At 44.2% G+C, this 13,564-nt stretch carries 11 protein-coding genes; 8 read left to right on the top strand and 3 right to left on the bottom strand.

The genetic code is table 11. From position 1 onward, the window contains the following. Positions 1 to 238: 238 nt before the first annotated feature. Positions 239 to 943, bottom strand: coding sequence for an HAD family hydrolase (locus tag AC1HDP_RS04300; protein ID WP_479639823.1), 705 nt, complete (start codon positions 941 to 943; stop codon positions 239 to 241). A 2-nt stretch (positions 944 to 945) separates the two neighbouring features. Next, complete coding sequence (gene ubiG / locus AC1HDP_RS04295; protein WP_479637794.1) at positions 946 to 1,653, bottom strand: bifunctional 2-polyprenyl-6-hydroxyphenol methylase/3-demethylubiquinol 3-O-methyltransferase UbiG; 708 nt, start codon at positions 1,651 to 1,653, stop codon at positions 946 to 948. Between the two features lie 321 nt (positions 1,654 to 1,974). On the opposite strand from ubiG, the gene gyrA reads away from it, so the two are divergent. Continuing rightward, on the top strand, positions 1,975 to 4,662 hold the full coding sequence (gene gyrA, locus AC1HDP_RS04290) for a DNA gyrase subunit A (protein WP_479637793.1): 2,688 nt from the start codon (positions 1,975 to 1,977) through the stop codon (positions 4,660 to 4,662). 92 nt (positions 4,663 to 4,754) lie between these two features. Continuing rightward, positions 4,755 to 5,846: a 3-phosphoserine/phosphohydroxythreonine transaminase gene (serC, locus tag AC1HDP_RS04285; protein ID WP_479637792.1), complete on the top strand. Its 1,092-nt coding sequence runs from the start codon at positions 4,755 to 4,757 to the stop codon at positions 5,844 to 5,846. A gap of 243 nt (positions 5,847 to 6,089) precedes the next feature. Here the strand turns inward: serC and AC1HDP_RS04280 are convergent, their stop codons facing one another. Continuing rightward, the gene (locus tag AC1HDP_RS04280) at positions 6,090 to 7,280 is read right to left on the bottom strand and encodes an amino acid aminotransferase (RefSeq protein ID WP_479637791.1); all 1,191 of its coding nucleotides are present in this window, start codon (positions 7,278 to 7,280) and stop codon (positions 6,090 to 6,092) included. 367 nt (positions 7,281 to 7,647) lie between these two features. Here AC1HDP_RS04280 and aroA point away from each other — a divergent pair, with 367 nt between their 5' ends. From aroA to lapB, 6 genes are all read left to right on the top strand, one after another. Beyond that, positions 7,648 to 8,931, top strand: a complete 1,284-nt coding sequence (gene aroA, locus AC1HDP_RS04275) for a 3-phosphoshikimate 1-carboxyvinyltransferase (protein WP_479637790.1) — start codon at positions 7,648 to 7,650, stop codon at positions 8,929 to 8,931. Between the two features lie 193 nt (positions 8,932 to 9,124). Then, positions 9,125 to 9,820, top strand: coding sequence for a (d)CMP kinase (gene cmk / locus AC1HDP_RS04270; RefSeq protein ID WP_140932651.1), 696 nt, complete (start codon positions 9,125 to 9,127; stop codon positions 9,818 to 9,820). 100 nt (positions 9,821 to 9,920) lie between these two features. Further along, the gene (rpsA, locus tag AC1HDP_RS04265; protein ID WP_140932650.1) at positions 9,921 to 11,588 is read left to right on the top strand and encodes a 30S ribosomal protein S1; all 1,668 of its coding nucleotides are present in this window, start codon (positions 9,921 to 9,923) and stop codon (positions 11,586 to 11,588) included. Between the two features lie 72 nt (positions 11,589 to 11,660). Continuing rightward, complete coding sequence (gene ihfB, locus AC1HDP_RS04260; RefSeq protein WP_140932649.1) at positions 11,661 to 11,948, top strand: integration host factor subunit beta; 288 nt, start codon at positions 11,661 to 11,663, stop codon at positions 11,946 to 11,948. A gap of 121 nt (positions 11,949 to 12,069) precedes the next feature. Further along, positions 12,070 to 12,384 carry a LapA family protein gene (locus AC1HDP_RS04255; RefSeq protein WP_479637789.1) on the top strand — a complete coding sequence of 105 codons (315 nt, stop codon included), beginning with the start codon at positions 12,070 to 12,072 and terminating at the stop codon, positions 12,382 to 12,384. A gap of 1 nt (position 12,385) precedes the next feature. Further along, the gene (gene lapB / locus AC1HDP_RS04250) at positions 12,386 to 13,546 is read left to right on the top strand and encodes a lipopolysaccharide assembly protein LapB (RefSeq protein ID WP_479637788.1); all 1,161 of its coding nucleotides are present in this window, start codon (positions 12,386 to 12,388) and stop codon (positions 13,544 to 13,546) included. The last annotated feature ends 18 nt before the right edge of the window (positions 13,547 to 13,564 follow it).

The raw sequence follows: 13,564 nt of genomic DNA, 5'->3' as shown, positions 1-13,564 counted from the left end.
TGAACACACAACATATGGGTGTATTTTGGAACTTGAGGTACAAGATAGTGAGGTTAATGGCTATTTGCAAGCACTATAAGCTGGGGGTTTCTTGTGGATAAGGTGGGGGTATAATTTGGGGTTAGTGGTGACTAACCCTAAACCTGAATTATTGCTGAACTGTGCGGTGAATAACTTTAAAACCCCGAAAAAAAGCCGAAAATTTAAAGCGAATTAACCGCCACTAAAATGACCAATCCTAGCGCTTGATCTGATCTAAACATGATCGATATAGGCTAAGGTTTAGTTGTAAAAAATGCTCGAGTTCTTGAGGGTGATTAAACTGTAATCGGCTCGGCCACGAGTGATGATCCTCATCATCACCTAAATAGCCCCACAAGGCGAGCGCCGGGATCATGCCAGCATTAACTGCAGCTTCCATATCCCGCGCGGCATCGCCAAGATAAAGAATGTGTTCGGGTCGGCATCCAAGTTGTGATGCTGCCAGTAGCATAGGCGCTGGATGCGGTTTAGGCTGCAGGCAGGAATCACCACTGACAATAGCTTGCATAGTTACGGTCAGATTTAAGTGCTGACATAAGGGACGACTAAAGCGCGCATGTTTATTAGTGACTATGCCTTGTGGTATCCCAAGCGTGGTTAAAGCGTGGATTAAGTGCTCAATACCCTCGAACAACTCACTGTATTGGCCATTAATGCGCTGGTAGTGCTGTAATAAATCGTGCTGAATAGCAAGTTTTTCACCTTGCTGAAGATGGGGCGCCGCCGCATTCACTAATGCCATTGACCCATGTGACGCAGCGCTTTTTACTTGCTGATAGGGTGCCGGCGCTAAACCTGCATCGTTTAATGCTAAGTTTAAAGCCGCGACCAGATCGGGCGCGGTATCAACAATGGTGCCATCTAAATCAAACAGCACTGCTTTTATCTGAGGACAATTCACCATTAAGCCTTATGGCATACCAGCATATAGTTAACTTCTAAGCTGTCGGTATAGCGGAAAATTCCCGTCACTGGATTGTAAGTCACACCGCTACTGCCTTCACAAATCAAATCGGTATTGTCTATCATGGCAATTAATTCAGACGGACGAATGAACTTACTGTGTTCATGGGTGCCTTTAGGCAGCATTTTTAACACATATTCAGCACCAACTATGGTTTCTATATAGGATCGCACATTGCGATTAATGGTTGAAAAGAACACATAACCATTAGGTTTAACCATGTCGCAGCACGCTTTAATCACAGATTGCGGATCTGGCACATGTTCAAGCATTTCCATGCAAGTGATGACATCATAATGTTGCTGATGATTAAGGCTATGTTGCTCGGCTGTCATGCGTTGATAATCAACGCTAACGCCCATTTCCAGCGCATGTAACTTAGCAATCTCAAGTGGCTCTTCGCCCATATCAATGCCAGTCACTTTAGCGCCAAGGCGCGCCATACTTTCAGACAAAATGCCGCCACCACAGCCCACATCTAATACTTGCTTGCCAAATAAGCCGTGACTATTGAGATCGATGTAATTTAAACGCAATGGGTTGAGTTGGTGTAATGGCTTGAAATCACCCGTTGGGTCCCACCAATTAGCCGCCATACGTTCAAACTTGGCAATTTCATTAAGATCTACATTTTGATTGGTTTCCATGGACTTCCCATCCGAATAAAAGTGACGCGCCATTATACTCAGCTTTTGTGACGCGAAAATACTAAAGCATAAAGGCATTGTGACAGATTTCATCATTATCCATAAAAGCCCCCCGTTGATGACTGACTAAAAATAACGCCTAAGGTATTGCTTTTATTCGATTGCAGCCTTTTTGAGCACTTTCGCTGTGATATCCCATTTGATTGCAAGCTAGGTCTGGCGGCAATAAATAACTGTGTTAGAATGCCAAATCATGTTTAAAGCTGCGCCATTTTGGGTGTCAACTCGGGCCAGCATTATTTTCAGGGGAACGAGCAGTTTATGACTGATCTGGCTTCATCTATTTCGCCAATTAATATTGAAGACGAATTAAAAACATCGTACCTGGATTACGCCATGAGCGTCATCGTAGGCCGGGCATTGCCAGACGTGCGTGACGGGTTAAAACCTGTTCACCGTCGCGTATTGTTTGCCATGAGTGAACTGAAAAACGACTGGAACAAACCTTATAAAAAATCTGCTCGTGTAGTTGGTGACGTGATCGGTAAATATCACCCTCATGGTGATAGCGCTGTTTACGACACTATTGTACGTATGGCCCAAAACTTCTCCATGCGTTACACCTTAGTTGATGGTCAAGGTAACTTTGGTTCTGTTGATGGCGACGCCGCAGCAGCAATGCGTTATACCGAAATCCGTATGGATAAGTTAGCGCATCAATTACTGGCCGATCTTGAGAAAGAAACTGTCGATTTTGTGCCTAACTATGATGGCACTGAATTTATTCCTGAAGTGATGCCAACCCGCATTCCTAACCTATTAATCAATGGTTCATCAGGCATTGCGGTAGGTATGGCCACTAACATTCCGCCACATAACCTCAATGAAGTTGTGAGTGCTTGTCTTGCGTTAATCGAAGAGCCTGAATTGCCAATTGAGCAAATCATGGAATATATTCCAGGCCCAGATTTCCCAACTGCTGCCATCATTAACGGTCGTCGAGGCATTGAAGAAGCCTATCGTACTGGCCGCGGCAAAGTTATCATGCGTTCACGCGCTGAAGTGGAAACCGATGAAAACGGTCGCGAGCGTATCATAGTTCACGAAATTCCGTATCAAGTGAACAAAGCCCGTTTGATTGAAAAAATCGCCGAGCTAGTAAAAGATAAAAAGATTGAAGGCATCAGCGGCTTACGTGACGAGTCTGATAAAGACGGTATGCGTATTGTGGTTGAAATTAAGCGCGGTGAAGTGGGCGAGGTTGTATTAAACAACCTGTACTCACAGACTCAAATGCAAACGTCTTTCGGTATTAACATGGTGGCCTTGATCAACGGTCAGCCGAAGTTATTCAACCTGAAAGAAATGCTAGAAGCCTTTATCCTGCATCGCCGTGAAGTGGTGACACGCCGCACTGTGTTTGAATTACGCAAAGCCCGTGATCGCGCTCATATCTTGGAAGCGCTGGCCATTGCCTTAGCTAACATAGATCCAATCATTGCCCTGATCAAAGCCTCGCCAACCTCAGCAGACGCTAAAGCTAAGTTAATTAGCCAAGGTTGGGAACTGGGTAATGTGCAAGGCATGTTAGAAAAGGCTGGTGATGACGCTGCCCGTCCAGAATGGTTAGAGCCTGAATACGGTATTCGTGATGGCTTATATTATCTGACTGAACAGCAAGCCCAAGCGATTCTTGAGTTACGCCTGCACCGCTTAACGGGTCTTGAACACGAAAAGATTTTAAGTGAATACGAAGAGCTGTTAGACATCATAGCTGCGTTATTACTTATTTTGCGCAGCCCAGAGCGTTTGATGGAAGTGATTAAAGAAGAACTGCTAGAAGTTAAAGAGCAGTTTGGTGATGCGCGCCGCTCAGAAATCAACGCTTCTGCTATCGATATTAGCCTTGAAGATTTGATCAACGAAGAAGACGTAGTCGTTACCTTATCGCACTTAGGTTATGCCAAGTATCAACCACTGACTGACTATCAAGCTCAGCGCCGTGGTGGTAAAGGTAAAGCCGCGACTAAAGTGAAAGATGAAGATTTCGTTGAAAAGCTATTAGTGGCCAACACCCACGATACCATTTTATGCTTCTCTGACTTTGGTAAGATGTATTGGTTGAAGGTATATCAATTACCACTGGCTAGCCGTACTGCTCGTGGCAAGCCAATTATCAATATTCTGCCGCTGCAAGATGGCGAACGTATTACTGCTATTCTGCCAGTACGTGAATACGCACAAGACAAGTACATCATCATGGCAACCGCCCACGGTACTGTGAAGAAGACAGCGTTAACTGAATACAGCCGTCCACGTGCTAACGGTATTATTGCCGTTAATCTTAAAGATGGTGATCAGTTAATTGGTGTCGACATTACAGATGGCAGTAACGACATTATGTTGTTCTCTGATGAAGGTAAGGTAGTACGCTTTAACGAGAAAGCCCGCGACTCTGAAACTGGCGAAGTGAAGATTGACCCAGAAACCGGCGAAGAAATGCTGTCGATTCGTCCTATGGGTCGTACCGCTACTGGTGTTCGTGGTATCCGTCTTGAAGAAGGTCAAAAAGTAGTATCTCTGATTGTGCCTAAGGCCGATGGCGATATTTTAACTGTGACCGAGAATGGTTTTGGTAAGCGTACCGCATTGAGCGAATACCCTGCTAAGAGCCGTGCGACTAAAGGCGTGGTCTCGATTAAGGTGAGCGAGCGTAATGGCGCTGTTGTTGGTGCTGTTCAAGTCGGTGATAACGATGAAATCATGTTGATCAGCAACAAGGGGACTTTAGTACGTACTCCTGCTTCTGGTGTATCTGTGATTGGTCGTAACACTCAAGGTGTACGCATTATCCGTGTCGCCGATGAAGAGCAAGTCGTTGGCTTACAACGTATTGATGAAATCCCGCAATCAGAATTCGATGAAGAAGATGTGATTGAGGATGTGGATGGCGAAGAAGTACAAACGCCAGATACCGACGCTGAAGTCGATATCAGCCACGAAGAGTAATAGTTAGGCGTCCCATGGGACGCCTTTTTTATCATAAAATTTGTTGTTCATTAATAAAATAATCATTGCTATCAATAACAAGGAGAGCTGAGTTGGATCCCATCTATAACTTTTGTGCAGGGCCAGCCATGTTGCCCGCAGCTGTGATGCAAAAGGCGCAAGCTGAGATGTGTAATTGGCAGGCACTGGGTGTGTCTGTCATGGAAATCAGCCATCGCAGCCCTGAGTTTATTGCCATGGCAAAACAGACGGAAGCGGATTTACGCCAGTTACTCACTATTCCAGATAACTATCTTGTGTTGTTTATGCATGGTGGTGGTCGTGGTCAATTTTCAGCTGTTGTGAATAATTTTCTTGGCAATAATGGCCGCGCTTGTTATCTGGTCTCAGGTCAGTGGTCAGATGCTGCCGCTACAGAAGCTGTAACCCTAGCAGGGGCTGATGCCATAGATATTATCCCTGTAGTTGAAGAAGTAAATGGCCGTAAACAAGTCATTATTCCAAGCTTTGATACGAGCAATGAGTATCGCTATTTACATTATTGCCCTAATGAAACCGTTGATGGTATCGAAATTTTTGATGAAATAAACAGCCCATGGCCTGTGGTGGCTGATATGTCATCGTGTTTATTGTCACGCAGTATTGATGTCAGTCACTATGGCTTGATCTACGCTGGCGCGCAAAAGAATATTGGTCCATCTGGCCTTGCCATTGTGATTGTTCGCAGTGATTTATTAGCCTTACCTGCGCTGGCACAACCTGCCATTATGGATTATCGCTTAGCCCGTGATTATGACTCCATGTATAACACGCCGCCGACTTATGCCTGGTATTTAGCTGGCGAAGTATTTAAGTGGCTGTTAGCGCAAGGTGGTGTTGCCGCCATTGAGGCTGTCAATGAAGCCAAAGCTCAGTGCCTTTACGCGGGTATCGACAATTCTGACTTGTACATTAACCGTGTCGCTCCTGCTAATCGCTCGCGCATGAACGTGACCTTTGCATTGAATGATGAATCACTCAATGCCGCGTTTTTACAACAAGCGCAAGCTCAGGGCTTGTTAGCACTTAAAGGTCATAGAATCGTAGGTGGGATGCGTGCGAGTATTTACAATGCTATGCCGCTTGCTGGGGTAGAGGCTTTGGTTGAATTTATGACGCACTTTGCAAGCGATAATAAGGCTTAAAACTACATCAACAGCTAGCGTCAATATCAGTTGCAGCCGTTAATATAAGCGGCTACGACATTTATGACATTAATTTAAAGCCATAAAAAAGCGAATGTTATCATTCGCTTTTTTGTTGTAATTTTTATGGATTAGCTGTTTCGTATTGAACTTCAAACTTCAAACTTCAAACTTCAAACTTCAAACTTCAAACTTCAAACTTCAAACTTCAAACTTCAAACTTCAAACCTAGTTAATTATTCACTACAACACAGCGGTAATAGATTTAGCCAGATAATCAATGTTGCTTTGGTTGATACCTGCAATGCTAATGCGGCTAGAGTCGACCATATAGATGCTATAGTCTGCAGTTAATTGCTTCACTTGCACAGACGTTAACCCCAAAAAGCTAAACATACCTTTTTCATTTGCGATGAAACTGAAATCTTTTGCGGTTTGAAGCTGGTGCAATTTTGCTACCAGTAACTCACGGTTGCCATTAATTCGCTCGCGCATCACAGCGACTTCTTGCTGCCACTGCACTGATAATGCTTGCGATCCTAAAATAGTCTCAACTAGCGCCGCGCCATGAGCCGGTGGCATAGAGTAAATACAGCGGATCACATACAGCATGATAGATAAGGCCGTATCGGCAGCTTGTGACGTTTTAGCCATAATACTGCAGCTACCAATCCGCTCGCGATAGAGGCCAAAATTTTTTGAGCATGAAGTGCACAACAGCATTTCATCAACCGCCGCGGCCATTTTACGCACGCCATAAGCATCTTCATCAAGACCGCTACCAAAGCCTTGATAAGCTAAATCGATTAATGGCAGAAAGCCACGGCGACGGGCAACGTCAACCACTTTGTCCCATTGCTCGTTGGTTAAATCGGCGCCGCTGGGGTTATGGCAGCAACCATGCAGTAATACCACATCTTGCTCGCCTACAAGCTCTAACGCAGCCAACATGTCTTCAAAACGTATGCCTTTATTGGCAAAATCATAATAGGGGTAGGTGCGAACCGTTAAGCCAGCAGTAGCAAATAAACCTGTATGATTAGCCCAAGTGGGATCACTAACATAGATTGTTGCGCCTGGGCGTAAACGCTCAATTAAATCGGCAGCGACTTTTAACGCCCCAGTCCCCCCAGGGGTTGACACGGTACGAATGCGATTAGCCATGAGAGCACTATGATCATTTCCCAAGGCTAACTCAGTCATTAATTGATTAAATGGCGCTGAGCCTGTTGGGCCGATATAGACCTTACTTTGTTCATTATCAGTGCGCCATTGCTCTGCAATTTTGACCGTAGCCAAAATAGGGGTGTTACCAGCCTCATCCTTATAAACTCCAACGCCTAAATCTACCTTAAGCGGATTGGGATCTTGGCGATATTGAGTTAAGAGGCCAAGTATGGGATCGGCGGGCATTGGTGTAAGGGCGTTAAACATAGTTCCATCTACCTTATTTGAATGATGATATTTTGCTGGGCTCACAGTGTTTGTGCTTATCCTAAGTGACTCAAGAGTAACAAACAACCAGACGTTGGCTGTTTATTTGTGTTGCTTGTAACAAGCAAAGTGCCATCAAAATCATTAGTAGAGCTGCTTTTATCGACGCGCAACCATGGCTTTAGCCATAAAAATGGGAGGCCTTGGTGAAATCCGCGCCAAAATGGCGAACAAGATAAAAAATCACTTGAATGATCAAACTAGTTAAGTAACTTAAGCATAGGCTGAGTACTCTTGATTAGGACTTTGTCATTAACTCTGTTCGCTAAGGACAATTTTTTAACCCGTACCAGTAGATGAGAGTTCTATGAATCAACTTTTTTTAGCCCCAGTTCAAAACATTACCGGTGAAATCAATATTCCAGGCTCAAAAAGTATTTCCAATCGGGCATTGCTGCTAGCAACGTTAGCTAGTGGTACCACACGACTTACAAACTTGCTTGATTCAGATGATATTCGTCATATGCAAAATGCGTTACGCCAGTTAGGCGTACCTTTTACGCTTAGCAATAATAATACCGTATGCGAGATTAAGGGCTTAAGCGGGAGTATTAATAGTCAGCAAGCGCAAGAATTGTTCTTAGGCAATGCTGGTACCGCCATGCGGCCATTATGTGCGGCATTAACCTTGGGCGCAGGGCAATTTACTTTAGTGGGCGAGCCGCGCATGGAAGAGCGTCCTATAGGCGATTTAGTGGACGCTTTGCGGGCGTTAGGCGCTGATATTGAATATCTCAAACGTCCAGGTTATCCACCACTAAAAATTACAGCAACAGGCCTAAATGGTGGAAACGTGGCCATTGACGGCAGTTTGTCAAGCCAATATTTAACTGCCTTACTAATGGTTGCGCCCCTTGCCAAAGAGACAGTTATCATCAATATATTTGGCGATTTAGTCTCTAAACCTTATATAGATATCACCTTGGATTTAATGAAAAAATTTGGGGTAACTGTCACTAATGATAACTATCAGCGTTTTACTGTGTTATCTGGGCAAACCTATGTGTCACCAGGGCAAGTGCTAGTTGAGGGTGATGCCTCTTCCGCGTCTTATTTTTTGGCCGCGGGCGCGATTGCAGGACGTGAGGTTAAAGTCACTGGAGTCGGGCGTTTATCGATTCAAGGCGATATAAAGTTTGCTGATGCCTTAGCTGCCATGGGCGCAGATATAGAGTGGGGGGATGATTTTATTATTGCAAAACGCTCGAACCTACATGCTATTGATATGGATATGAATCATATTCCTGATGCTGCCATGACCATAGCAACCACAGCCTTATTTGCGAAAGGAACCACCTGTCTTCGCAATATTTATAATTGGCGCATAAAAGAAACTGACAGATTAGCGGCAATGGCGTGTGAATTAAGAAAAGTTGGCGCGCTGATTGAAGAGGGCGAAGACTATATTTGCATCACGCCGCCTGCAAAAATAACTACTGCGAATATAGATACTTATAATGATCATCGCATGGCAATGTGCTTCTCGTTGCTGAGTTTTGCCAACGAAGGTATCACCATTAACGATCCAGAATGTACCTCCAAGACATTTCCTGAGTTTTTTAACGAGTTTGCACGTTTAACCAGCAGTTAATCACAGCTATTTGTGCCTAAAATACAAGGGTTTTAGGCATAATCTGCAAGTTTTATGATCATTTGACGGTGCATTTTGAAATTTACCCAAGCTTTTGCGGTCAACTGGTATATAATGCTGCGCGCTCATTTCAGGGAATATCTCTAGTGGTGTGAGTAAACCAGGGAAGGGGTGGATAATTTTGGAGGATTATATGTCAGAACAAGCGCCTGTAGTTACAGTCGACGGGCCAAGTGGTGCTGGTAAAGGTACTATTTGTCACTTATTAGCACAACGATTAGGTTGGCACTTACTGGATAGTGGGGCAATTTATCGAGTATTAGCACTGGCTGCTATGCATCATAATGTTGAACTTGATAATGAAGAAGCCATCACATTATTGGCCGCTCATCTTGATGTGCAATTTCAAACCGGGCATGGAAGCAACGGCATTAAAGTCGTTCTCGAAGGTGAAGATGTCACCAATGACATTAGAACCCAAGAGTGCTCCAATGCAGCCTCAAAAGTGGCCGCATTTCCTCGCGTACGTGAAGCATTATTGCGTCGCCAACGCGCTTTTAGAACCTCACCAGGTCTAGTGGCAGACGGTCGAGATATGGGCACAGTTGTTTTCCCCGAATCTCCCGCAAAAATTTATTTAACTGCATCTGCACAAGAGCGTGCTCGAAGACGCTATAATCAGTTGCAGGACAAAGGCTTCGATGGTAATATCGATCGCCTTTTGGCAGAAATCATAGAGCGCGATGAGCGTGACATGAATCGAGCTGTCGCACCGTTAGTACCCGCAGAAGATGCGTTGGTTATTGATACTACCGGTTTAGGTATCGAACAAGTGTTAGATATTGCTATCAAACATATTGTTGAAAAATTATCTGATACGCGCCTTTAACGCGGGTATCGGAGGTATTCATCATAAGGATGTGATGGATTATATTACTGACTCCACGTTCATGGTTGACTCGTGGTTTATTACTTAAAGTTAATTAAACATGACTGAATCTTTTGCTGATCTGTTTGAACAATCCCTTCAACAACTGGAATTCCGTCCAGGCTCTATCGTTCGTGGTACTGTAGTATCGATCAAGAACGGCATGGTACTGGTTGACGCGGGCCTGAAATCTGAAAGCCCAATCCCAGCTGAGCAATTCAAAAACGCACAGGGTGAACTGGAAATCGCTGTAGGCGACGAAGTTGATGTAGCTCTGGACAGCGTTGAAGATGGCTTTGGTGAGACTCAACTGTCTCGCGAAAAAGCTAAGCGCCATGAAGCTTGGATCGTTCTGGAAAAAGCCTATGAAGATGCTGAAACTGTTATTGGTATCATCAATGGTAAAGTTAAAGGCGGTTTCACCGTTGAATTAAACGGTATCCGTGCGTTCCTGCCTGGTTCTCTGGTTGACGTCCGTCCTGTACGTGACACTGCTCACCTGGAAAACAAAGAGCTGGAATTCAAGGTAATCAAGCTGGATCAGAAGCGTAACAACGTTGTTGTTTCTCGTCGTGCAGTTATCGAATCTGAAAGCAGCGCTGAGCGTGATGCTCTGCTTGAAAACCTGCAAGAAGGTCAAGCTGTTAAAGGTATCGTTAAGAACCTGACTGACTACGGTGCATTCGTAGACTTAGGCGGTGTAGACGGTCTGTTGCACATCACCGATATGGCTTGGAAGCGTGTTAAGCACCCATCTGAGATCGTAAACGTTGGTGATGAAATCAATGTTAAAGTACTGAAGTACGATCGTGAGCGCACTCGTGTTTCTCTGGGTCTGAAGCAACTGGGTGAAGATCCATGGTTGGAAATCAGCAAGCGTTACCCAGAAAGCACTAAGCTGAAAGGCCGTGTGACTAACCTGACTGACTATGGCTGCTTCGTAGAAATCGAAGAAGGCGTTGAAGGTCTGGTACACGTTTCTGAAATGGATTGGACTAACAAGAACATTCACCCATCTAAAGTTGTTAACTTAGGTGATGAAGTTGAAGTTCTGGTTCTGGACATCGATGAAGAGCGTCGTCGTATTTCTCTGGGTCTGAAGCAGTGTAAGACTAACCCATGGGATGATTTCGCAAACCGTTTCGCTAAAGGCGATAAAGTAACTGGTAAGATCAAGTCAATCACTGACTTCGGTATCTTCATCGGTCTTGACGGTGGTATCGATGGTCTGGTTCACCTGTCTGACATTACCTGGAACGGTACTGGCGAAGACGCAGTAAGCGAATACAAGAAAGGCGACGAAATCACTGCCGTGGTTCTGTCTGTTGATCCTGAGCGCGAGCGTATCAGCCTGGGTGTTAAGCAGACTGAAGACGATCCATTCAATGCATACTTAGCTGACAAGAAGAAAGGCGTTATCGTTCACGGTACCGTTACTGTTGTTGACGCTAAAGGTGTGACTGTTGAATTGGCTGATTCTGTTGAAGGTTACATCCGTGTAGCTGATATTTCTCGTGAACGTATCGAAGATGCTTCTGAGGAATTCACAGTAGGTCAAGCTGTTGAAGCCAAGTTCATGGGCGTGGATCGTAAGAACCGCACCATCAGCCTGTCTATCAAAGCGAAAGACGAAGCTGAAGAGAAAGAAGTAATGGCTAACTTGAACAAACAAGATGACGCTGTTATTAGTAATGCAATGGCTGAAGCTTTCAAAGCAGCTCGTAAATAATCGCCTGTGGTTCGGGAGCACTACGCTCCCGTTGGGCGACTGTAATTTGGCTTGATAATAGGGGTAGCTAGGATGACTAAATCCGAACTGATCGAAAAACTTGCCAGCAGGCAGTCGCAACTGTCGGCTAAAGAAGTTGAAAGTGCTATTAAAGAAATGTTGGAGCAAATGGCTTCCACACTTGAAAGCGGTGATCGTATAGAAATCCGTGGTTTTGGTAGTTTTTCGCTTCATTATCGTGCGCCACGTGTTGGTCGTAATCCTAAGACAGGAACATCTGTTGAATTGGAAGGCAAATATGTACCGCACTTTAAGCCTGGCAAAGAGTTGCGTGAACGTGTTGATGCACCTAACTCATAATCACTGATTATTTAAAAAGCCTCCTTATGGAGGCTTTTTTATATCTATTGCACAGCATTACTGGTCAGGGCCGTCAATTTCTTGGATAATCAAGTTATTGAAACACGTTAAGGAGTCTAGCGTGAGATCATTTGTGGTTGCTGTTTTTATTGTGGTTCTTTTTACCTTAGGGTTACTGTTTGGGGCGAGTAATGACCAGATGGTAACTATTAGCTATTTTGTCGCTCGGGGAGAGTTTCATCTTCCTGTGGTATTGGCTTGTGTATTTTTAATGGGTTTTTTGATCAGTTGGTTAGTCGCATTTTATCATTTGACTAAGCACAAGTTAGCTAACCGTCGCTTGAGTAAGCAAGTCACTCAGTTAGAAGTTCAATTGAAATTAGGAACGTCTGCTGTTGGCACCGAGAACGCTGTTATCTCGGACAAACAGGTTTGATATGTTAGAGCTATTATTTTTACTTTTGCCAATTGCTGCCGCCTATGGCTGGTACATGGGACAACGTAACCTGCGGCAAAAAGAGCAGCAGCAGAACAAAAAATTAAGCCATGATTATTTTACTGGGTTAAATTTTCTGCTTTCTAACGAATCGGATAAAGCCGTCGATCTGTTTATCAGTATGTTAGATGTTGATGACGACACTATCGATACTCATCTATCTCTGGGGTCTTTGTTTCGTAAACGTGGCGAAGTCGACCGCGCTATTCGCATCCATCAAAATCTTATTGCTCGACCTCATTTACCCCAAGATCAGCAAGATTTAGCCATGATGGAATTGGGCAAAGATTATCATGCGGCCGGATTTTACGATCGGGCTGAAGAGATTTTCCTTAAGTTAGTGAGTCAGGACGATCATAGTGAAGAAGCTGAAACCTTACTGATTGAAATTTACCAAATCACTAAAGAATGGCAAAAAGCCATTGATGTTACACGGAAATTATCACGTAAACGTCAGCAAACTCTTAAACCTGTGATTGCGCATTTTTATTGTGAATTAGCGCAAGAACAAGTTGATAACGACAAAAAGATAAAGTATTTACTGCAAGCCGTTAAACAAGACTCTGCGTGTGGTCGCGCTTTCATCACCTTAGCTCGTCTGTATCAGCAAGAAGGCCAATTGCGCCAGTGTAAGCAGGTATTATTGCAATTGCTTAATGCTGATGTGATGTTATTTACCGATGCCTTAGCACTGGCTCGCGAAGTGTATATTGCTGAGCAAGATAGCGAAGGCTTTCATGACTTATTACTGCAAGCTATTGAGAAAGGCGCGGGCGCGAGTGCTGTCATTGCTTTAGCGCAGTGGTTGGAGGAACAAGGGGATATACAACATGCTGAAAAGTTAGTGTTAGATACTCTTTATCACCATCCCACCATGAAAGGATTCCAACACTTGATGCAAATTCATTTGCAGCAAGCAGAACATGGCCAAGCTAAACAAAGTTTGAGCCTACTTGCTCAATTAGTTGAGCAGCAAATAAAAACCCGACCATCCTTTCGTTGTAAAGAATGTGGCTTTCCTTCCCACGCGCTCTATTGGCACTGTCCTTCATGTAAGCACTGGGGCAGCATTAGCCGCATTAAAGGATTGGATGGTGAATAATAAAATCGCTTTAGTTTG

The organism is Shewanella sp. ISS20 (assembly GCF_056522965.1).
The sequence above is the reverse complement of the archived record's forward strand: the minus strand, read 5'-3'. Positions and strand labels throughout refer to the sequence as shown.